20 protein-coding genes are annotated in these 20,903 nt (G+C 35.0%); 17 read left to right on the plus strand and 3 right to left on the minus strand.

Annotation, left to right across the window (positions count from 1 at the left end):
• Positions 1-363 precede the first annotated feature (363 nt).
• Both J0M15_02970 and J0M15_02975 read left to right on the plus strand, forming a co-directional pair.
• A complete protein-coding gene (locus tag J0M15_02970; GenBank protein MBN8535991.1) occupies positions 364-924 on the plus strand; it encodes a hypothetical protein in 561 nt (186 codons plus the stop codon).
• The gene (locus J0M15_02975; GenBank protein MBN8535992.1) at positions 921-1,319 is read left to right on the plus strand and encodes a hypothetical protein; all 399 of its coding nucleotides are present in this window, start codon (positions 921-923) and stop codon (positions 1,317-1,319) included. The genes J0M15_02970 and J0M15_02975 overlap by 4 nt, the downstream gene beginning before the upstream one ends.
• Before the next feature lie 58 nt (positions 1,320-1,377).
• Here J0M15_02975 and J0M15_02980 read toward each other — a convergent pair whose 3' ends face one another.
• On the minus strand, positions 1,378-2,214 hold the full coding sequence (locus J0M15_02980) for a TIGR02147 family protein (GenBank protein MBN8535993.1): 837 nt from the start codon (positions 2,212-2,214) through the stop codon (positions 1,378-1,380).
• Between the two features lie 204 nt (positions 2,215-2,418).
• Here J0M15_02980 and J0M15_02985 point away from each other — a divergent pair, with 204 nt between their 5' ends.
• The 6 genes from J0M15_02985 (at position 2,419) to polA (ending at position 9,818) form a co-directional block, all read left to right on the plus strand.
• The gene (locus J0M15_02985) at positions 2,419-3,804 is read left to right on the plus strand and encodes a hypothetical protein (GenBank protein ID MBN8535994.1); all 1,386 of its coding nucleotides are present in this window, start codon (positions 2,419-2,421) and stop codon (positions 3,802-3,804) included.
• Between the two features lie 173 nt (positions 3,805-3,977).
• Entirely contained in the window at positions 3,978-4,982 is a 1,005-nt protein-coding gene (locus tag J0M15_02990) for a hypothetical protein (GenBank protein MBN8535995.1), read from the plus strand.
• A gap of 11 nt (positions 4,983-4,993) precedes the next feature.
• Positions 4,994-6,262, plus strand: coding sequence for a phosphopyruvate hydratase (gene eno / locus J0M15_02995; GenBank protein ID MBN8535996.1), 1,269 nt, complete (start codon positions 4,994-4,996; stop codon positions 6,260-6,262).
• A 163-nt stretch (positions 6,263-6,425) separates the two neighbouring features.
• Positions 6,426-6,734 carry a septum formation initiator family protein gene (locus J0M15_03000; protein MBN8535997.1) on the plus strand — a complete coding sequence of 103 codons (309 nt, stop codon included), beginning with the start codon at positions 6,426-6,428 and terminating at the stop codon, positions 6,732-6,734.
• A 210-nt stretch (positions 6,735-6,944) separates the two neighbouring features.
• Positions 6,945-7,229, plus strand: coding sequence for an XRE family transcriptional regulator (locus tag J0M15_03005; protein ID MBN8535998.1), 285 nt, complete (start codon positions 6,945-6,947; stop codon positions 7,227-7,229).
• Between the two features lie 18 nt (positions 7,230-7,247).
• Positions 7,248-9,818, plus strand: a complete 2,571-nt coding sequence (gene polA / locus J0M15_03010; protein MBN8535999.1) for a DNA polymerase I — start codon at positions 7,248-7,250, stop codon at positions 9,816-9,818.
• 66 nt (positions 9,819-9,884) lie between these two features.
• On the opposite strand, the gene J0M15_03015 is transcribed toward polA, so the two are convergent.
• Entirely contained in the window at positions 9,885-10,445 is a 561-nt protein-coding gene (locus tag J0M15_03015) for a hypothetical protein (protein MBN8536000.1), read from the minus strand.
• Positions 10,446-10,511: 66 nt separating this feature from the next.
• Between J0M15_03015 and J0M15_03020 the strand changes: the two genes are divergently transcribed.
• Positions 10,512-11,408 (plus strand): flagellar basal body-associated FliL family protein, encoded by an 897-nt coding sequence (locus J0M15_03020; protein ID MBN8536001.1) that lies wholly within the window; start codon positions 10,512-10,514, stop codon positions 11,406-11,408.
• Positions 11,409-11,510: 102 nt separating this feature from the next.
• Here J0M15_03020 and J0M15_03025 read toward each other — a convergent pair whose 3' ends face one another.
• Positions 11,511-12,749, minus strand: coding sequence for a sigma 54-interacting transcriptional regulator (locus J0M15_03025; GenBank protein ID MBN8536002.1), 1,239 nt, complete (start codon positions 12,747-12,749; stop codon positions 11,511-11,513).
• 254 nt (positions 12,750-13,003) lie between these two features.
• Here J0M15_03025 and J0M15_03030 point away from each other — a divergent pair, with 254 nt between their 5' ends.
• The 8 genes from J0M15_03030 to J0M15_03065 all read left to right on the plus strand — a co-directional run bounded on the left by J0M15_03030 (position 13,004) and on the right by J0M15_03065 (position 20,903).
• The gene (locus tag J0M15_03030) at positions 13,004-13,582 is read left to right on the plus strand and encodes a YihA family ribosome biogenesis GTP-binding protein (GenBank protein ID MBN8536003.1); all 579 of its coding nucleotides are present in this window, start codon (positions 13,004-13,006) and stop codon (positions 13,580-13,582) included.
• Positions 13,583-13,597: 15 nt separating this feature from the next.
• Positions 13,598-14,362 (plus strand): 3-deoxy-manno-octulosonate cytidylyltransferase, encoded by a 765-nt coding sequence (gene kdsB, locus J0M15_03035; GenBank protein ID MBN8536004.1) that lies wholly within the window; start codon positions 13,598-13,600, stop codon positions 14,360-14,362.
• Between the two features lie 68 nt (positions 14,363-14,430).
• A complete protein-coding gene (locus J0M15_03040; protein ID MBN8536005.1) occupies positions 14,431-16,146 on the plus strand; it encodes a CTP synthase in 1,716 nt (571 codons plus the stop codon).
• Complete coding sequence (locus J0M15_03045) at positions 16,097-17,101, plus strand: KpsF/GutQ family sugar-phosphate isomerase (protein ID MBN8536006.1); 1,005 nt, start codon at positions 16,097-16,099, stop codon at positions 17,099-17,101. Before J0M15_03040 ends, J0M15_03045 begins: the two co-directional genes overlap by 50 nt.
• 196 nt (positions 17,102-17,297) lie before the next feature.
• Positions 17,298-17,792 carry an HAD hydrolase family protein gene (locus J0M15_03050; GenBank protein ID MBN8536007.1) on the plus strand — a complete coding sequence of 165 codons (495 nt, stop codon included), beginning with the start codon at positions 17,298-17,300 and terminating at the stop codon, positions 17,790-17,792.
• A gap of 11 nt (positions 17,793-17,803) precedes the next feature.
• Positions 17,804-18,556 carry an outer membrane beta-barrel domain-containing protein gene (locus J0M15_03055; GenBank protein MBN8536008.1) on the plus strand — a complete coding sequence of 251 codons (753 nt, stop codon included), beginning with the start codon at positions 17,804-17,806 and terminating at the stop codon, positions 18,554-18,556.
• A gap of 14 nt (positions 18,557-18,570) precedes the next feature.
• Positions 18,571-19,356, plus strand: coding sequence for an outer membrane beta-barrel domain-containing protein (locus tag J0M15_03060; GenBank protein MBN8536009.1), 786 nt, complete (start codon positions 18,571-18,573; stop codon positions 19,354-19,356).
• Positions 19,353-20,903, plus strand: a complete 1,551-nt coding sequence (locus J0M15_03065) for a tetratricopeptide repeat protein (GenBank protein MBN8536010.1) — start codon at positions 19,353-19,355, stop codon at positions 20,901-20,903. Before J0M15_03060 ends, J0M15_03065 begins: the two co-directional genes overlap by 4 nt.

Consider the following 20,903-nt stretch of genomic DNA (forward strand, 5'->3'; position numbering starts at 1 on the left):
CGATAATGGCAGGCGATTTAAGCGAATCGAAAAAGAGCGAGGATTCGCTGTTACCCTCAGCAAAATATCTGGATCTTCCAAACGAAGATATTCAGCTTTTGGAAGTAAATGCTGCAACAAAAATGTTTTTCCAGTTCGTCTGGGTTCGGTAATGAATGAGACAACTATTTAAATATTTAGGTAAAATTAGAAAATGTAGAAATATTAAGAATCAAGATGGCGTGCACGCATTAACATTTCATTGTAACATCCTCGACAGAATTAAACTTGCAAGTCGTTTTGGTCTTCAGTAAATTTGATTAAATGTGGTTTATTTTATTTTTTTTCTGTATAAAAGTTAACGCAGGCGAATGTGAAAGTTGGATGAAGAATTTAAAAATTAAAGGTACGTCTGAATGCTTATCAAAATGTTTTTCGGCAGAAACGAACCTTTCAACGTTTATGTGTCCTAATGAATGTAAGAGGCTCTGCAAAGCAACTGAAGATTCTTTTGGTTTGCTTAAATATTACGGTCTTAACAGTTCTGAAATTTCTTTCTGTGAAAATAATAAAGTTAAGTGTTTAAATGCCTATAAACTTTCATGGGATGCGGAAAAGTTGTGTTTAAAAATTTATTCAAACAGTCGCGTAAATGATGAAAATGATGCTTGTAGACATTATGTATGGTCTATCTTAATGGCTAAAGATTTGGGAACAGATGTCGCTGAATCTATATTAACTGCCCATGAAGATAATCCCCAAGAGCCAATTAATGAGAAGGCAATGGACTTAGCAAATAATAGATTAGGTCTGATTCAATATTCAAAATTTAAAAATAAAGAAATAACCTCTGAAGATATTTTAACTTCATTTAAAGAGCAAATGAAAAAAGATAAGTTTATTATGTTAAAACCAAGATATCGTTCTCAGGGAGGCCTGCCGTGAAGAAAAAATTAATTATATTATTATTCTTTGCTGTTTTTCCGTTGGCCTCAAATGCGCAATTATTTTGGGGAGGGAAAACTTTAAATCCTAAAGAAGTAAAGGAAAAATGGGGACATGAAAAGCTTGATTTGAAGAAATTTAAAGAGGGATCAGTGAAAGTAAAATCGTCTATGGCGTATTCAATTCTCTTGGATAAAACCTTAATTGGTAAATCTATAGATTATATTCGAAATAATTTGGGTAATCCTGATGGGTTTTACTTTATAGATAGTTACCCTGCTTATCTTATTCAAGAAGGGGCGAGTCATAAAGAAGAAACATGGCAGATTGTTTTTAAGCTCAATGAAAAATATAATGTCAGGGAGGTTATCGTTCATAAAAATTGCTGCGAATAAAAAAATGATGATCAGATTCTTGTAAGTTAATTAGTGGAGCCCAGAGGCCATAAATTTTCTAGTAGGCAAACCAATCTATATTTAGACAACGAACCGTTTCTGATTTTGAGGGTCCAATTTCTGTTACCAAATTTTTTATGAATTCGGCGAGTTGACCTCTAATCTGCTCAGCCAAGTCCTCCGATAAGGACATTGGCGCTGTGTAGAATAAGTCCTTTTCACTATGATTTTCCATTTCAACCAGGCTCTTGATGCGCCAATTTTGATGGTGTTTGGTGATAAATGGAGAATTACTTTCTAAATGGGTTTTCTGTGGCCCTGTAATTAATTTATTTTTTTCAAATGTCAGAAATTGATTTTGAATCAGAAAATCAATAGCCTTATTAACTTGGTTAGGTGGTAATTTTAAACGCTCAGCCAATAAGTGGATTGAATTGTATTGCTCCGTAGCGATGAGATTTCTTAATCCCGTGTAAACCCAAGAAGAGTAGTAAACAGATTTCATTTCATCTGTAAGAACTTTGTCCTTTTCAACTTTGTTTACCAAGTCTTTTTGTTCGGTTTGAGTTTTTTGGATTTGTAAGCTCAACACTTTCTTTAGTTTATGAGAACTCGTTCTTGAATAGTCAGTTAGAAGTAAAAAATAAAGGAGCTCTTTTGGGTTAAAATTAAATTCCTCAGAAAGTTCCAATGCATGTTCTTGGCTCATTTCTCTGTGCCCTTTAAAAATTTGGGTAACTGCTGCATTGCTGGTGGATAGTTTTCTTGCCAATTGATTAAAAAAACCACGTCCTTTATGAGGTTGTTGTGCAAGCCAAGTAGAGACAAACTTTCGGTAATCTGAAAAGTCAAATATGGATATATATTTCATTTCCATAAATATAATAAATATCATAAAGTTAAACAAGATATTTGTCAAAAATGATAATTTTAAATGATCAAGTTAAGTAATTTAATAATGAAAAATAGCGCGGCGTGATATACGTTGGCCCTAACAAATAAACGATACCAAAACAAAAACAAAAAAACAGGCCGTGATGTTGCAGTTTTCTGTTAAAGAAATGGAGCATCACTGGGTTGCTAGCCAATAGGAGTTATTATGAGTTTTTCAAAGATATTTCAGACCTTTATGAGTGCCATTTTTATTTTATTGTCCACAAAAATTGGCTTCGCTGATCCAAAAGGTGGTTCAAGCGGTGGCTCGACCAAGGGCACACTTGATGGCGGAGGAGCAAACGGTATCAATTTCAAACTTATTGAAAGTTATAAAATTAACGAAAAGGATCTGCCTCAAGAAAACTATATAAAACCTTTCCTAGATTTCTTAACTCAATCTAGTCAGAGGGACATTAGTTTCACTGATCCTGATCCAAGTGCAGAGTATAATTATGGGTACAGTATGGAACCCTATAGATTATTTATCATCAATTTTTTAAAATCGAATCCAGTTTATAATTTACCAGTTGAGATGGATGATATTGGATCAAGTCTTCATGGGATTCCATTTACGACAAGTCAATTTGCCGTTCAAACAGCTAGTGATGTCTATCTCCCTCAGGAAATTTATAACGAATTAATTCAAAAGAACTCTCTTGAAGCTGAGAAAATTATTCTTCATGAGATTTTTATGGGAATGAAAATTTTAATGAAGATGGATAAGTATACTCAATGTCGATATACGAAGGCGAATCCAAACTCCGTATATAGATCTGATAATTGTGATGGAGAAAGCCATGACTTTGACGGATCCTTTTTCATTACTCCCAAGGAACACGCACAGGTGCGTGCTTTAACTAATTTAGTCGTTGAAAAATCAGAAGATTTTAAAGATCCAAATAAAAGATCAGAGTTAGTTTATATTTTTATCAATGCGCTATTTGAAAATAAAATGCAAAATTCCTTTTTGCGAGTTTATAGAAGTGGAACGGAAGTGATAAAAGCAGTTGATTTGATAAAAATAATTAAAGGCGTGGAACTTATTAATACAAACACACTTTTCTGTAATCATTGGAAAGATTTATCTGAAGATCAATTGAAAAACTTAAAAGAAGATTTTGATAAGGCACCCATAGGAAAAACGTTTTCGTTTCGATCGAAATTCAAAGTTAAATTGGTTACCGTTGAGAATGGAAATAACATGCAGATTAAATTAATAGATGAAAAAGGGAAAATGATTCCTAACTCAGTTGTTGAATTAAATGAATCTATAAGAGGTTATAGAACTTCAAAAATAAATGATAAGAATATTCTTTCAAGGGATAATCAGTTGGTAGATTTCTTATTAATTGAAAATAGGGGCGGAAGAAAGTTTGGAGATAAATTTCTGGGAATAGATTTAGTATTAAATAAAGAAAGTTCGGAAATTTCATCTTATAGGGTTTATGAATCCGTCACCTACAGAGCAGCAGATAAGAGGACAAGTTCCAAACAAAATGACATTTATAATTGTACTGATGAGGAAACGATAACTTTGACTAAACAATAAGAATGGTAATCAATGGTATTGAATTCTTATCCGATAGGGTGAGAACTCGATACCATCAATAGAGCATTTAGTTTATTAACGCCAATTATTAACGCCAAGTTGAAATATGCATAAAAATGTAACAAAATCAAAAAATAATAGACCCACCCCCGAATTCTCGGTAAAAATGCTGGGTGTTTTTTAGCTGTAAGATCTCGAATGCATTTATAAATTATCTGGAAGATAAAGGCGAAGATATCTCCTTTATGTACGAGTCTTCTCCTTTGCCCATGGAGCTGCTGCGTGACCCTTCCTATTGGATTTCAGCACCTAAACTAGAAAACTTTTTACAAGCTGTGGTTTCTCAAAAATGGAAATTTCGTTATGATGATCTCATTCAAGAGGTAGGTCACTCGAACTCCCAACTGCATGCGTGGGGAGTTCTTGATAGTGTGCTTAAAATGATGACTCACCCACGGGAAATATTCCATCAGCCAGATAAATTTTTAGCTTATTTTATTTCCCCCGAGCCTCCCATTGAAAATTTAAATAAAAATGATAAATTTATTTCCTTTGATTTACCTTTGGTTGCAGAACAATATCCGATTATTACGAAGTATTTAATATCCTCATTTGAAGCCCTTCCAAAATACTCTGGACAGGGATTGGCACAATGTGAGTGGCATCATATTCATTTAAAAATTGTTTGGCCAGAAGTTAGTGAAGTCTTATTTGAAAAAGAAGTGAACCCGCAAATTAGTCCCATGTTCTTACAAAATATTATTGAGGACTTACAAAAAAATCAAAAAGATCTCGAGGAAAAAAACCGTGAGTTAATGCGAGTCAATGATGAGTTGGTTTTGGTTCATGAAGAGTTGAACAAAAATCCTCACTTTAAATCAAAGGATGAGAATCAATTTTCATTAACTTCCAATCCGAGCTACAGTCAACAGCAAATAAATATTGGAGTCGATGAATCTTTGGATGGCGAGGCTAATAAAATCGGTCATAATTTAGCACGACTTCATGATTATATGGTTCGTGCCCAACAATTGATAACGATTCTATCCAGTCAAGCCAAAATGAATTCTGGAATAAAAGAAGCCATGAGAAGAATGGATTGGAACTATGTGAAGTCACAGTACCCAATGACTATTTCTGAATCTATGGATGCTTTAAGAAAATTGCAAAAAAAATAAAGGAGACAATTATGTCAATAATTACGAATGTACATGCAAGAGAAATTTTAGATAGCCGTGGGAACCCAACTCTCGAAGTTGAAGTTCTGACAGAGACCAATGCGTTGGGAAGAGCGGCCGTACCTTCTGGGGCTTCTACCGGTGCCCATGAAGCTTGTGAGTTGAGAGATCAAGATGCCAAAAGATATCAAGGCAAAGGAGTTTTAAAAGCCATACAACATGTTAAGGAAAAAATCGCTCCAGAATTAATTGGTTTAAATGTGGAAGATCAAGTTTTCATTGATAAATTTTTAAGAGATTTAGATGGAACAGAAAACAAAACAAATTTAGGGGCTAATGCGATCTTGGGCGTTTCCCTAGCTTGCGCAAGATCAGCCAGTGTGGAGTTGGGTATCCCGCTTTATCGCTATGTGGGAGGTTCCCAGGCCGTTCGATTGCCCGTGCCATTAATGAATGTTTTAAATGGCGGAGCTCATGCTAATAATGGATTAGATATTCAGGAATTTATGATTGTGCCTACGGTGAAAAATTCTTTTTCAGAATCACTACGTGCGGGATCTGAAATTTTTCATACTTTGAAAAAGATTTTGGCTAAAAGAGGCTTATCAACGGCGGTGGGCGATGAAGGCGGATTTGCTCCCGTTTTAAAATCGAATCAAGAAGCTATGGAGCTATTGATGGAAGCCATTCTTCAGGCCGGTTATGAACCAGGACAAAATGTATTTTTAGCATTAGATGTCGCAGCTACAGAATTATTTAACGAAGGAAAATATCGTTGGGAAAAAAATCTCATCTCAGCTTCAGATCTTCAAGGAGTTTACAAGTCTTGGTCAGAGAAGTACCCGCTAGTGAGCATTGAAGATGGTTTTTCTGAAGACGATTGGACCGCTTGGCAAAAAACAACAGCCGATCTTGGCAGCACTTTGCAGCTTGTTGGTGACGACTTATTTGTTACAAATCCAAAGCGATTAAAGCAAGGAATTGAAAGAAAAACAGCAAATGCCCTATTGGTAAAAGTGAATCAAATTGGAACTCTGACTGAAACTTTTGAGGCTGTAAATTTAGCTCAAAGAAATAATTACAAAACCGTCATGTCCCATCGAAGTGGAGAAACTGAAGACACAACCATTGCCGATTTAGCAGTTGGTTTTCATTGTCATCAAATAAAAACAGGTAGTTTATGCCGAGCCGAACGAACGGCAAAATACAATCAATTGTTGCGAATTGAAGAAGAGCTGGGTGAAATTGGTTTCTATTGGGACAAATCAGCTTTTAGATAAAGAATAATTTTATTAAAGTGGTTAGGATCTGTAGATAACTTATTTATTCACAGATCCTTAGTTGCTAAACCTTTGTCTAATTTTATTTAATAGCACTGCAACTAAGTAGGGCTATTAAATAAAATTCATTATGTTGACTAGGTTTTTGATTTAAAATCTACCTATGGTAGTCAAAAAGCCTTTTATTTTAGTTAGAAAAATTCTAAACTCGCCCCGTAAAGTTTTGTTGTTTTCTCTTATATTTCTTTTCATTAATATGATGAGTACAGGAAATATTGTAAAACTTCTAAATTTAAAAAATGAATTAGATAGGTTGGGTTTCGTCTTAGAGAAAAATAAATTAGAAATCGAGCAGATAGAACAAAACATAAGTAAATCTAAGGACACAAATTTTATTGAAAGACAAGCTCGTGAAAAGTTAGATCTTGTTGAAGAGGGAGATTTAGTTTTTATTTTTCCTGGAGACGAATAAGGGCCCATACTGTCAAAAGAGAAGTCACAATCTGGGTAGATTTGGCTAGATATCATACAGAAAAAAATTCACTTATTTTTTTATTGTTAATTTATCAAAACATTGTTGAGTTTTTCATAATTATATATAGAATCGAAGCTCTATTGTGTATTTAGCTGAAACATAAAGGGAGTTGCTGACATCCCTCAAAAGGACAACTAAGGTGGGTATATGAGCGTTTTGAATCTAAATTGGACTTCAAACAGGATCCATTCATTAAGGTTAAGACTTGGGTGGAGTTGTAGTGATTTGGCTCGAAGATTAAATTGTTCGTCTATTGAGGTTCTAAAGTGGGAACGAAAAGAATTAGCTCCAGAAGAAAAATATTTTTCTTTGTTGGAATTTATGGAAATTCAAGCAGAAGAAGTCTCCAATGAAATACAAATTTGCCCCCTTGCTGAGTCCATATTAGAATCCTCATCTCAAGATCAAATTTTACTTGATGAATTAATATAAGACCACTAGCTTTGCTGAATGAAAAAAATATGTATTGTTGATGTGAGTGCCATGTTTTTTAGGGCCTTTTATGCGATAAGACCCTTAACATCCCCGCAAGGTCTTCCTGTCAATGCTCTTTATGGCTACTTGTCCATGATCGTAAAATTAATAAAAGAAGAAAAACCAGATTTTTTAGCACTATGTTATGATTTAAAAGAACCCAGTTTTAGAAAAGATTTATATCCAGAATATAAAAGTAATCGCACCGAGATGCCTCCGGAATTAGTTCTTCAGATTCCTTATTTAAAATTAATTAATCAAGCCCTAGGATTAAAGGCTTTTGAAAAAAGCAGTTATGAGGCTGATGATTTAGTAGGGGCAATTTGTGAGTGGTCAGTAAAAAATAACCTAGAGGTTTATATTGTAAGTGGGGATAAGGATTTCGCCCAGCTCGTTCGACCCCATGTTTATTTGTATGATACGATGAAAAATACCAAATTGGATTCTGCTGGAGTAAAAGAAAAATGGGGAGTGCCTCCAGAGCATTTCCGTGATTATCTAGCTTTGATGGGGGATGCTAGTGATAATATTCCCGGAGTTGATGGGATAGGGACCAAAGGCGCGCAAAAATTAATTAACGAATACGGAACCCTAGATCAAATTTATGAAAATATCGAGAAGTTGAATGGCAAGATCAAAGAAAACTTAATTAAAGATAAAGAAAATGCTTATCTCTCAAAAAAATTAGTGACTATTGAAACTAATATTTCCTTAGACTTGACAGAAGAAAATTTAAAACCACAAAAAATAAATAAGGAAGACTTAAAAAAAATTCTAGATGAATTAAACTTTAAGAACTTTCAAAAGCTTTTAATTGATGAGAATGCAGAACCAGCTGTTCAACAGGCCAACCAAGTTCAACAGGTCAATCAAGCTCAACAGGCTAATCAAGGATTGGGGAATGTTAAAACAATTCTTCTTTCAGATTTTTTAGAAAAATATGGTTTAGAAAAAAATTATTTTTTCCTTTGGGGTGATAAGCTTTTCGTCACAACAGGAAATGAGTTTTTAGAAATCCAAAAACACAAAAAAGAAACTTTTAATACTATTGATATTTCAGAAACTTTAGAAAATAAATTAAACTGGCCTAAGGGTTTTAAATGGTTTGGATTTAATTTAAAAGAAATTTGGAAATGGCTTCAAATAGATGATCTTTCTGGCTCTGAAGTTGTATTAGATACGATGCTCATGGCGTATGTCATCAGATCCAAAAACTGCTCAGAGATACCCATCGTGATTAAAGATTTTTTGCAGGTAGAATTAGTTGAAAAAATAAATGCGGAAGAGGTATCAGAATATTTACAAACTCTAAACTTAAAGCTAGAAGAGGAATTAAAAAATTTTGATCAGGTGGCTATTCTGTATCAATTTGAATACCCATTGATTTCCATTCTTTATAAAATGGAAAGAAAAGGATTTTTGATAAATACGGACGAGCTGAAGATTTTTAGTTCAGAGCTCAAGAGAGAGATAGGGGCGATTGAACAGCAGATTTATGCTATTTCTGGAGATAAATTTAATGTAGCTAGTCCCAAGCAATTGAGTGAGGTGCTATTTAAAAAGTTACAGTTGGAAGCAGTTAAAAAGACAAAAACGGGATTTTCTACTGATAACGATGTTTTAGAAAGAATGAATCATCCTATTGCTAAATTTATTTTAGATTTTAGAGAGTTATCAAAATTAAAACTTACCTATGTTGATGTTCTTCCAACTTTAGTGAACCCCGAAGATAAAAGAATTCATACTACATTTAATCAGGCATTAACAACAACGGGAAGGCTTTCAAGCTCCAACCCAAACTTACAAAATATTCCTATTAAAACCCTTCGAGGACAAAGGGTCAGAAAAAGTTTTATCGCGGGGGTAAATAAAAAAATACTTTCTCTAGACTATTCTCAAATTGAATTGAGAGTGTTAGCTCATTTCGCAGACGATCCGGGACTAAAAAAAGCTTTCAGCGAAGATATTGATATCCATTCCATGACTGCGGCTGAGGTTTTCAATGTGAATATCTCTGAAGTCACCTCAGAGTTGCGGAGAATCGCTAAAGCTGTGAATTTTGGGATTGCCTATGGCCAGGGGGCCTTTGGCTTGGCCGAGACTTTAAATATACCTCGTGGAGAAGCATCAGCCATCATTAAAAATTATTTTCAAAAGTTTAAAAATGTTAAAAACTATATTGAAGATACCATAAGCTTTGCTCACAAAAATAATTATGTTGAAACTCTGTTCGGGCGTAGACGTTACCTTCCAGAGCTTCAAAGCAAATCTCCTATGATTAAAAAATTTGGCGAAAGGGCAGCGATCAATGCTCCTATCCAAGGAACAGCAAGCGATATTGTGAAATTAGCAATGATTAAATTAGATCAATCTGTAAAGTCCTGCATGATTCTTCAAGTTCATGATGAATTGCTCTTTGAGGAAGAAGAAAACTTATTATTAGCAGAGCTACCTCAAATTAGAACCATTATGGAAAATGTCGTCAATCTCAAGGTTCCTCTCAAAGTTAATTACAGTATAGGAATAAACTGGGACGAAGCACACTGAATCTTCTTCTTTGGCGCCTTGATTTGATTCTTATGGTTAACCCTTGCGAACGTACAGGCGTCGGTATTATTCAGTTTCCCAGCCAACCACTTTTCCGCCTTCGAAATACACGGTACGCTTTTCTTGCTTAAAACCTTCGGGAGAGGAAAGGCTTCGCAGATATTTCCACTTTTCATTTTTATATAAAGGGTTTCCAGAAGTTTCGATTTGTAGAGGTGGCCCCCAGCTCTTTTTTACAAACTCGTTTGGCATGCCAATGGCAATATCCTGCGCCTCAATGACGCGTTTAAATTTTTGCATCACTTTGTTTGGTCTGTTAAGAATTCCGGTTGATTGAACCCACTCTTGTCGATCTTCAGAACGTGGTTGATTCAAATATCGGACTCTTTCCTCATCATTCGTGAACCAGGGCAAAAGTTTAGAATATAGTTGTTTTTCTTGTTGAGTTGAAAGTTTGTTCTCTAAATCAGAGACATTTCTTTTATATAACACTTGTTTTGACGTGGCCGTTTCTTCTTTGCCAAATTCGCTGGTGCTCATATTTGTTCTTCTTAAAAAATGCTCGCAACCAATAAAAAAAAATAAGCTGTAAGAAATAAATAGAAAACTAACAACTCTATTACCCATAGAAACACACTACTACAAAATATAAAACTCTTGCAGTCTATATCCAATTTAACCTACAATAGTCCTATGTCGAATACCCCTTTGAATAAGGACCAAGATCCTGAAGATCACGAATCTTTGCTTAAGTTAGAAAAAGCTATCTTAGACAACGACCCTCATTTTCAGGAGGAAATTCAGGATTTAACTTCTATTGCTAATGAGAATTTAAATTTAGAATTACTAGATATTGATAAGGTTTTAGAAGATGAAAACTCAAATACATTAAAGGCAAAGCTCCATAGATTTTCAAATTTAATTAACTCTGGATTTACAAGACTTGTTTTGTTTTTTATTTGGTTCTTTGAGTTCTTAGTGAAAGAACTTATTCCAAATTTTATAAGTATTTTAATAGGTCAAAGTAAAAAACTGGTGGCAGCTGTATCTTCTTTTTTACTTTTTACGAGCCGTTTGTCAGCAAAAAAAAAGAGTATTTTAGTTTTGCTTATTTTGGGGAGTGTTGGCTCAGTTTATTATTTTTTTAAGGTGTTTAAGGATGGTATTTTATCCCATGAACAACGACCCTTTATATACTCCATCGAGGAGCTTGCAGAAAACAAGTACATCATTGATCAGGATCTTTTTGAAGATTTTTATTCTTCGCCAAGATTTAATCAGAATATCATTTCTCTTCGGAGGATCGTGGTTAATTTAAAAAAATCAAAAAATTCTTCTTCCAATCCCATGGTTGCCATCGAGTTGTTTCTTCAGGGGAACTCTTCAGAGGTGTTAATAGAAGTTAGAGACCGCGAGTCAGAAATTCTTGATTTGTTTCAAGGTGAGATAAGAGCTTTTAATTATGATGATTTAGATACTGTTTCGGGTAAAAACAAACTAACTGAGAAGTTGAAGTTTCAAATTGACCAAATCTTAGTCAAAGGAAAAATAAATAAAATTTTTTATAAAACATTTGTGATAAAAAGATAAAGTAAGGTACCAAAGGAACTGTCCACCTTTTTTTAGACAGTTCCTTTGCGCCCGAACAAGGTTTCGGGTGTAAGCCCTGGGCAAAATCAGAATTCTTGGTTTTTATTTATAAATTTTAAATGTTTTAACATCAATATCATAATATTTCAGCCGATCATGAAGAGTACTTTTTGGCATTCCTAAGTCATTGGCGGTGAGTCTTTGATTTCCTTTATTGACTTTAAGCCTTTTGATAATCATTTGCCTTTCGATTTCTTTGATAACAGGAAGGGTTGACGTATTTTCCTGAGTTTCTTCATCCGTATTTTTTTTAATCGGTTTGTCTAATAGTTTTTCGACTAAGGATTCTGTTATTTGTTGGGATGGATAAAGAGCACTGGCCCGAGCAATGAGGTTCTTTAATTCCCGAATATTTCCAGGCCAAGAATATTTTTTTAATAAGCTTATACCGTTAAAATTAAATCTCACCCGGTAGTGGCGGCAAAACTCTCCCAGGAGTAAGTCAAAATCTTCCATTCTGTTAATTAAATCAGGAGGGGTGACTTGAATTACATTAAGTCTGTAATAAAGATCAAATCGAAAAGAGCCTTCTCTAATTTTTTCTAATAAATTTTGATGTGTAGCTGCAATAATTCTAACATCAGTTTGAATGGTTTTATCACTTCCCACAGGTCTGATTTCATTGTTTTCAAGGGCTCTTAATAGTTTTGCTTGGAGCGTGTAGCTTAAATCACCAATCTCATCTAAAAAAAGAGTTCCCCCTCTTGCAGACTCAAAAGCGCCTTTTCTGTCTTGGATAGCTCCTGTGAAACTCCCTTTGACATGACCGAAGAGTTCGGATTCAACAAGTGTTTCAGTAAGGGCCGAACAGTTTACCGAGATCAAAGGTCCATTTTTTCGTTTTGAAGATTCATGAATCGCTTTAGCTAGAACTTCTTTTCCTGTTCCAGAAGACCCTAAAATTAAAATTGGAAAATCACTTTTTGATCCTGATCCAAGGCTTAAAAGTTCTGTATTCCATACGACATTTTTACTTTTTAATGGAAACTGGGTGGCAAGTGCCTTATCTATAAATTGAAGTTCAACTTCGCCCATTTTGATGATGTCATTATGATTAAGTATGGAGTCCTCAGTTTTTATATCATTTAGCCATGTTCCTGTTCGACTTCGGAGGTCTTTAAGGAAGGGAAGATTGTTTCTAAATTCAATTCGGAAGTGACGTTCTTCAATTTGACTTTCTGAAAAGTGGATATGACAACTTTTATCTGAGCCGATGGTCATAAAATCGACGACTTCAATTTCATCATGATCTCTGTTAAGTGCTTTTAATGTAAATTTCATAATTATATTCTCCGAAATGGTTAGGTGTTGAGTTGATAAACGGAGTAATCAATTCTGATGCCATTTGTTTTTGATTAAGGGAGGTCCTTATAAATATTTTACGTGATATTGAGCGAAGCATTCTTTCTTAATTCTGAGAATAGAGAAATAATGGAACTTTGGACTTGATAAATTCTTTAAATGCGACGCTGTCAGTTACAAGGCAAGTTTTACATGCCTATTGACCTCGTTCTTAATAGGTATTAATTAAAAATATGCCATCTGTAAAATATATTAAAAGTGCTGTTTTTCCAAAGGATTTTCCCGTAACAAAACTTAAAGAGGTAGCCTTCGCAGGGCGATCCAATGCGGGAAAGTCTTCACTGATTAACTCTTTGGTTGATCGCAAAATAGCAAATGTAAGTAAAACACCAGGAAAAACTCGTCTTCTCAGTTTTTTCAACTTTAATGACCAATACCTTTTGGTTGATATGCCTGGATACGGATTTGCGGCAAGAAGTCGAGATGAAGTTGATAGTTGGAATGAGATGATTGAAGGATATCTGAGTCATTCTGAAAAACTGAAAGCTATTGTTTTAGTAATGGATATCCGTCGCGATTGGGCTCAAGAAGAAAAACAAATGAAAGAATATGCCGAACATTTTGGACTTTCATTGATTTTAGTTCTGACGAAGGCGGATAAGCTTGGTAATTCTCAAATACTTAAACGTGTGCAATTGATTAAAGAAGAAGCGTTATTAAAAAATATTTTTGTCTGTTCATCTTTAAAAAAAAAGGGTCTAGATGATTTGCGCGAACATATTCTTAAAAAAATTGTATATTCTAAATTATAAGAACAGGTCGACTTTATGGAAAAGTTTAAAGTTTTTGGAGTGATTCCTTCGCGACTGAAGTCAACTCGGTTTCCTAATAAACCGCTAGCTAAAATCGCTGGAAAATCGATGATAAAGAGGGTCGTTGAAAATTGTTTAAAATCTAAAATGCTGACTGAACTTATTGTGGCCACAGACAGTGTAGAAATTGCCAATGAATTATCAAATGAAAATATTCAAGTTATAATGACAGACCCTAATTTGCCGTCGGGAACTGACAGAGTCTATTCTGCCATTAAAAATAGAAAGCCAGATATAGTGATAAATATACAAGGTGACGAGCCTTTGATTCATCCAGAAGTTATAGATCAGATAGTCAATTGCTTCGTTTCAACATTGGAAATAGATATGGTTACCCTGGGGCAAGATTTCAAAGAACTAAATGAATTGAGTTCTTTGAATAACGTAAAAGTTATTTGCAATCAAAAATCAGAGGCTATTTATTTTAGCCGTTTCCCAATTCCCTTTTCAAGAGGGCTAAATCAGAAATTAGATTTTCCTTTAACCGCCTGCATGAAGCATATTGGTATTTATGGTTATCAGTATGCTTTTCTTGAGCGTTTTTGCAAAGCAGATCCAGTAGAGTTAGAGCTTCAGGAAAATTTAGAACAACTAAGAGCCTTGTACTTGGGAGCTAAAATTAAAGTTTTAAAAACAAATCATTTTTTTCATGGTGTGGATGTCCCGGAAGATATACAAAAGGTTGAAAAACAGTTAAAACAATTAGGATTGCAGAATTAGAACTATACAATAGAACTAAATAACTAAAGTGAGCCGAACGCTCCTAACAACAAAATAATGAGAGTTAAATGACAAAAAAGATTTCAACTAAAAAATCAGCGAAGAGAGAGCTAAAACAAAAATTTATTTTTGTAACGGGTGGAGTGGTTTCTTCAATTGGAAAAGGTTTGACGGCCGCGAGCTTGGGGGCTTTATTGGAAGCTCGAGGCATTGGCGTGACGATTATGAAATTTGACCCGTATTTGAACGTAGACCCGGGAACAATGTCTCCCTTTCAGCATGGTGAAGTTTATGTCACGGAAGATGGGGCTGAGACAGATCTTGATTTAGGCCACTACGAAAGATTTACCTCTGCCATTATGACAAGATTAAATTCAGTAACCACGGGTCAAATATACGATACGGTTATTCAAAGAGAAAGAAGAGGGGATTTTTTAGGGGGAACAGTTCAAGTTATTCCCCACATTACAGATGAAATAAAACAAAGAGTTTGGGATTGTGCTCAAGGAGCTGAGGTTATCATTGTAGAAATCGGTGGTACAGTTGGAGATATTGAGGGGCAGCCATTTTTGGAAGCCATAAGACAGCTGAGGCATGAAATGGGGAAATCCAATTCAGCACTTGTTCATGTGACTTATGTGCCATATATTCAAGCGGCCGGAGAGCTAAAGAGTAAGCCCACTCAACATTCGGTGAAGGAGCTAAGGGAAATTGGATTGCAACCCGATTTTTTGGTTTGTCGGAGCGAGAAAATTATCGATGCTTCCTTAAAGAAAAAAATCGCTTTGTTTTGTTCCGTGGATCCAGAGAATGTCATTGCGGCGCAGGATTCTTCTACCATTTATGAAGTGCCAATCTCATTGCATAAAGAAAAATTGGATGATTTGATTATAAAACAACTCGAATTAAAAACCTCTAAACTTAACTTAAATGGATGGACTAAAACGGTCGCTATTATTAAAGGGCCAAAATCAAAACTCACTATTGGTATTGTTGGAAAATATGTGGATCTTAAGGAGAGTTATAAATCGTTAAATGAGGCTATCATTCACGGCGGGATTGCAAACAATGCCCATGTGGATATCATTTATGTGGATTCAGAAAAATTGAATGATAAAAACGTGATTCAGGTTTTAAGCAATGTGGATGGAATCCTAGTCCCTGGCGGATTTGGGATTAGGGGCGTAGAGGGAAAGTTGGCGGCGATTAAGTATGCCAGAGAAAAACAGGTCCCCTTCTTTGGAATTTGTTTAGGAATGCAATTGGCAACGATCGAGTTTGCAAGGAATGTTTGTGGAGTCAAGGAAGCCACGTCCAGAGAGTTTGTAAAAGAAAATCAACGACAAGGTCAATTTGTTATTGATTTTATGGATGAACAAAAAAATCATTCTCATAAGGGCGGAACGATGAGACTAGGGGCTTTTCCTTGCGATATAAAAGATAAATCAAAGGCTTTCCAAGTTTATAAAAGTCATCGAATTCTAGAGCGACATCGTCATCGATATGAATTTAATAATAAATTTAAAGATCTATTACAAAAAAGAGGTCTAGAGGCTTCGGGAATATGCAAAGAAAGAAACTTAGTTGAAATTATCGAATTGCCAGATCATCCTTGGTTTGTAGGAGTTCAGTTTCATCCTGAATTTAAATCAAAGCCATTAGATCCCCACCCTTTGTTTGTGAGTTTTATAAAAGCAGGACTTATGAAGACAAGTCATAAAAAGGTTAAAAACAATGTTAAACTGGAGTCAGAAAGTGCCAAATTTGATTTTAGAACAAGCTAAAGAAGTTTTAGAAATAGAGGCACAAGCCATTTTAAAATGTAAAGAATATTTGAATCAAGATTTTATTGAGGCGGTTGATTTGATCGCTGCCTGCAAGGGAAAATTAATTGTTTCAGGAATTGGAAAATCGGGACATGTTGGCAGAAAAATTTCGAGCACCTTTTCTTCAACAGGTACGCCCTCGGTGTATCTTCATCCAGCAGAAAGCTCGCATGGAGACCTAGGAATTATTAGTTCTGGTGATATCATCTTAGCTATTTCCTATGGGGGTGAGAGTTTAGAGTTAACCACGATATTAAATTACTCTGCCCGAAAGGGAATTCCAGTTATTGCGATCACTGGGAACGCCAATAGCTCGTTGGCAAAATCTGCGAGTAAAGTCATTCAGATTAAAGTAAATAAAGAAGCTTGCCCATTGAATTTAGCGCCAACAGCTTCAACGACAGCTACCTTAGCCATGGGCGATGCCTTAGCTATGGCAGTGTTGAAAAAACTGAATTTCACTGCCGAGGAATTTGCTCAATATCATCCCGGAGGGAGCTTAGGCTTCAAATTATTAACGAGAGTTAAGGATATCATGCATACAGGAGATTCTGTTCCCTTAGTGAAAATATCAACTCCAATTAAAGAGGTCGTTTCTATCATGACTCATAGAGATGTTAGGGGTTGTGCTGGAGTTATAAATGAGAATGAGGAACTTATCGGGGTTATCACTGATGGAGACTTAAGAAGAAGGCTCGAGAAAAATCAAAACCCTTTGGAGGGCCAATCTCAAGATATTATGACCATTAACCCTAGAACCATTGATCTTTCAGAGTTGGCAGAAAAGGCATTATTTCTTATGGAGCAATTTAGAATTCAAATGCTTTTTGTGCTAGACAGGAATTCGACCCATCCCAAAAAACCAGTGGGATTATTGCACTTGCAGGATTTAATTAAAGTTAAGATCAGGTAGTCTTTATTTTTATTTCTGTTTCTATCAATTTGAATTAACTTGTAACTAGTCTTTCGTCGACACTCATAGAAATAATAGAAAAATCTACTGGGCCATCTCTGCCGAATTTATTTCATTATAGACTTTAGGTCGAGAATCTAGTCCTGAAAATAAGGGAGCACTTGCCCAAGTCTATTATATTTCTGAGAATAGATTCATGTTGTTATCAGTAGACAAAGTTAAACCATTAAAACTTATAGCCTTTGATGTGGATGGTATCATGACAGATAATCATGTTTGGATGATACAGCCGGGTGAATGGCGAAGAAATTTTTCGATCCGTGATGGTTATGGAATTCAAAAACTAATTGAAAGAGGCTACCAAATTGCTTTCATTACGGGGAGTCGAAGTGAAGATGTAAAAGAAAGAGCCAAAGTTTTGAAAATTCATTTTTTCTATGAAGGCAGTTTGAATAAGCTTCCAGCCTATCAGGAAATAAAAGAAAAAACAGGCTTTAACGATGAACAAATTCTATATATGGGGGACGATATTTTTGATATCCCATTAATTGAAAAAGCAGGATTTGGTGTGACAGTTCCAGAAGCACTTCCAAGTGTAAGAGAGAAAGCCAATTATATTACGCAAAACCATGGTGGCAAGGGTGCAGTTCGTGAAATATGCGAAATTGTGCTTGAAAATGGAAGTTTGTAAAGGGGAATGTAATGGTTCGAAAGGGAATTAAAATTATAATTATTTTTATTCTGATTTTGCAGCCTTGTGGAGTTAGGGCCTTAATTCAGTTACCTGTGGAAGAATTGGCAAAAGAGTCAGTGACGCCGGTTTTTGATAAAAACGATAGTGTACGCAGCCGTAATATTGTAACCGCCAATAAAATGGAAATGTCATTTTTCTACGGCTGGGCTTTGACAGAGCCAATAGCCAATGTCAGTAAGCTGGGTTTTAGTGGATATTATCACGCGTCTGAGGAAAATGCTTATGGCTTGATGTTAAGTAAAAATTTTTCTGGAGTTTCAACGTATGCCAAACAATTAAATGATGAATACAAGCTCGATTTTACAAGAGCTCCAACGATTGATTCCAGTTTATTTTTTGATTACAATTGGAAAGCCTTTTACGGAAAATTTAGCTTATCAAAATATATCGTAACCAATTTTCATTTTTTTGGAACTTTAGCTGCGGGACTTTTAAAATACCCACACAAAACCTTTCCAGGAGTCGCGGCAGGGCTGGGGCAAAAATTTTATTTCAATAAAAATTTTTCATTTAGATTTGATTTTAGAGTTTTTGTAAATCAGGCGCCTATTCCATTTTTGAAGTGTGAACCTGGAAAGCATGAAGGCATAAAAAACTCAACAACAGATAGTTGCAATGAACCGGCTCCGAAGTATTCTGATTTTTCGGAAAGACTGACTTTGACCTCGGTTCTTGATTTAGGAATAAGCTATATATTTTAAACAAAGGGTAAGTGATGAGTAACTGGACAAAAATAATAAAAAATATAATGGTCATTGTTATTTATTTATTTCCTTTTGCTATCCTGTCTCAAGAAACTGAAAATGAAGAATTAAATATTATCGAACTTGAATTAGAAGGATCTAAACCTAAACCTAAAACAAGAAAGTCTTTTATTCCCACAGATACTTCAATAAAAAGAAATGAGTTTTCTGAATTAACTAGTTTAGCTCCTTTTAGTGAGGTTTCGGTTATTCAAAAAAGATTTTTACCTAAGACAAATAGATTTCAAATATTTGGTGGGCTGTCTTTAACAACCAATGATCCCTTTTATAATACTTTTGGGGCCACGTTAAAAGGGAGCTATTTTTTAACCGAAATGTTCGGCATTGAATTGCAATATTTTTCTTTAAGTTCAACAGAAGCGCAAGCAACCAAAGAACTTTTCTCTGTTCAAAACATAGGAACCGACAGCTTGAGTTACACAAAGGAGTATTTGGGGGCGAATTTATTATGGGTGCCTATATATGGTAAAATGACTTGGTTTAACAAAAAGATAATACCCTTTGATTTCTATTTTGGATTAGGAGGAGGGAAAACAAAAACCCATGCTAAAAATGGAATAGGAACGGTGCAAGTTTCTACTGGTCAAATATTTGCGGTGAGTAAAAGTTTTGCGCTACGATGGGATTTTAGTTGGAATTTTTTTAGTGCAAAAGCAATAAACGAAGAGGGGATGATTAATAACTTATTCTTTTCAGCGGGTGCAAGTTTTTTCTTGCCGGAGGCCAAATATAGATGAAGACAATTCTAATTATCATTTTACTTTCAACGGTGACCCTAGCCAGGACAAGGAAACAACTTATACAAGAAAAGCCTGTCGCCACGACAATAAAAGATAGTTCGTTGAAGAATCAATTATCCAACGCTTTAAATTTGGCTCAGTCAGGTCAATATCAATCGGCCGCTCAGGCATTATTTAACTTAGTGAGAAGGCCTGAATTGGTAAATGAAAGACCACAAATAAAATATATCTTGGGAAAAATGTTGCAAGAGATGAAGTATTCTCAAGTGGCGGCCTACCAGTATGTTGATGTCATTCGAAGTGGCAATCAAAGATATCTTAAAAAAGCAATAGAGGAGTTATCTTTAGTTGCTGATTCTTTGGGAGATGATACTTTGTTGAATTACGCCGTATCAAAAGTGGATGTGAATGATTTTCCTGAAAACAATAAAGATATGATTTACTTTAGAATAGGTGAAATCAAGTTGAAAAATAAAGACTTTGAGGATGCCGTTAATTCCTTTGGAAAGGTTTCATTTGGTAGTAGTTATAATAACCAGGCTCTTTTTAATAAGGCAATGGCATATTTGGAGATGAATAAAACGGAGCCAGCATTAGCGACCTTCAAGCAGTTGATTGAACATCGAAGCAATGGATCGATTACCGATACTAATAAGATAGCTGCACAAATGGGAATGGCGAGGGCCTACTATCAAAAGCAGGACTGGGATACGGCGATCGAGATGTACGCTCAAATACCGCGAGACCATTTTATGTGGCATGATGCTTTGTTTGAGCAATCATGGGCGATGTTAAGGGGCGCCAGATTCAGATCCGCATTGTCAAATTTTCAATCCTTACATTCCGCCTATTATGATGATTTCTATATTCCTGAATCCTTATTGTTAAGAGCTATCGTATATTTATATATCTGTAAATATGATGAAATGGAAAAAGTTTTGACTTTGTTTGAAAAGACTTATGAGCCAGTCAAAGCGAAAATATCAAATTTTCTGAACAACAATAGTGAAGCGATATCCTATTATAATGAATTAGAGAAAAAACTTTTTGATAAAAAGTTAGATGGAAACTCTGGTTCATTGAAAATACCTTATTTGGTTTTAAAAAATATTGGTGAAGAGGGTGATGTTCGAAGAAGTTTAAATTATCTGAAAAAAATTCAAGATGAAAAAACATCAATTGAATCGAGCGGATCATATCGTGCGTCTGGCTTAGGGCAATACTCTGTCCGAGTTCTTAATACGAGAATCAAAAATACCAAAGTATTGATTGGTGATCTAGTAAAAATTCATTTGCAAAACATGAAGGAGGACCTGTTAGATCTTTTTGAACAATCAAGTTTTATTCGGTACGAGATGATCAATGGAAAAAAGGAACTGTTACGAAAGAAAATTGGTGGAAGAGATTTGCCTTCACCTATAGATAATCAGTTAGATAGAGAATTTTATATTGAAAATGGTTTTGAATTTTATCCTTTTAAAGGTGAATATTGGTTAGATGAAATAGGAAATTATCACTATTTAGGGAAGCAAAGTTGTGAGTAA

This window comes from Deltaproteobacteria bacterium (assembly GCA_017302835.1).
In the GTDB taxonomy this organism is placed as follows: domain Bacteria; phylum Bdellovibrionota; class Bdellovibrionia; order Bdellovibrionales; family Bdellovibrionaceae; genus UBA2316.

What these genes read in the sequence shown, in the direction of transcription:
- J0M15_02970 (MBN8535991.1), top strand. Translation starts at nt 364, where the DNA reads ATGAAGAATTTAAAAATTAAAGGTACGTCTGAATGCTTATCAAAATGT.
- J0M15_02980 (MBN8535993.1), bottom strand. Translation starts at nt 2,214, where the DNA reads ATGATATTTATTATATTTATGGAAATGAAATATATATCCATATTTGAC.
- J0M15_02985 (MBN8535994.1), top strand. Translation starts at nt 2,419, where the DNA reads ATGAGTTTTTCAAAGATATTTCAGACCTTTATGAGTGCCATTTTTATT.
- eno (MBN8535996.1), top strand. Translation starts at nt 4,994, where the DNA reads ATGTCAATAATTACGAATGTACATGCAAGAGAAATTTTAGATAGCCGT.
- J0M15_03000 (MBN8535997.1), top strand. Translation starts at nt 6,426, where the DNA reads ATGGTAGTCAAAAAGCCTTTTATTTTAGTTAGAAAAATTCTAAACTCG.
- J0M15_03005 (MBN8535998.1), top strand. Translation starts at nt 6,945, where the DNA reads ATGAGCGTTTTGAATCTAAATTGGACTTCAAACAGGATCCATTCATTA.
- polA (MBN8535999.1), top strand. Translation starts at nt 7,248, where the DNA reads ATGAAAAAAATATGTATTGTTGATGTGAGTGCCATGTTTTTTAGGGCC.
- J0M15_03015 (MBN8536000.1), bottom strand. Translation starts at nt 10,445, where the DNA reads ATGGGTAATAGAGTTGTTAGTTTTCTATTTATTTCTTACAGCTTATTT.
- J0M15_03020 (MBN8536001.1), top strand. Translation starts at nt 10,512, where the DNA reads ATGTCGAATACCCCTTTGAATAAGGACCAAGATCCTGAAGATCACGAA.
- J0M15_03025 (MBN8536002.1), bottom strand. Translation starts at nt 12,749, where the DNA reads ATGAAATTTACATTAAAAGCACTTAACAGAGATCATGATGAAATTGAA.
- J0M15_03030 (MBN8536003.1), top strand. Translation starts at nt 13,004, where the DNA reads ATGCCATCTGTAAAATATATTAAAAGTGCTGTTTTTCCAAAGGATTTT.
- kdsB (MBN8536004.1), top strand. Translation starts at nt 13,598, where the DNA reads ATGGAAAAGTTTAAAGTTTTTGGAGTGATTCCTTCGCGACTGAAGTCA.
- J0M15_03040 (MBN8536005.1), top strand. Translation starts at nt 14,431, where the DNA reads ATGACAAAAAAGATTTCAACTAAAAAATCAGCGAAGAGAGAGCTAAAA.
- J0M15_03045 (MBN8536006.1), top strand. Translation starts at nt 16,097, where the DNA reads ATGTTAAACTGGAGTCAGAAAGTGCCAAATTTGATTTTAGAACAAGCT.
- J0M15_03050 (MBN8536007.1), top strand. Translation starts at nt 17,298, where the DNA reads ATGTTGTTATCAGTAGACAAAGTTAAACCATTAAAACTTATAGCCTTT.
- J0M15_03055 (MBN8536008.1), top strand. Translation starts at nt 17,804, where the DNA reads ATGGTTCGAAAGGGAATTAAAATTATAATTATTTTTATTCTGATTTTG.
- J0M15_03060 (MBN8536009.1), top strand. Translation starts at nt 18,571, where the DNA reads ATGAGTAACTGGACAAAAATAATAAAAAATATAATGGTCATTGTTATT.
- J0M15_03065 (MBN8536010.1), top strand. Translation starts at nt 19,353, where the DNA reads ATGAAGACAATTCTAATTATCATTTTACTTTCAACGGTGACCCTAGCC.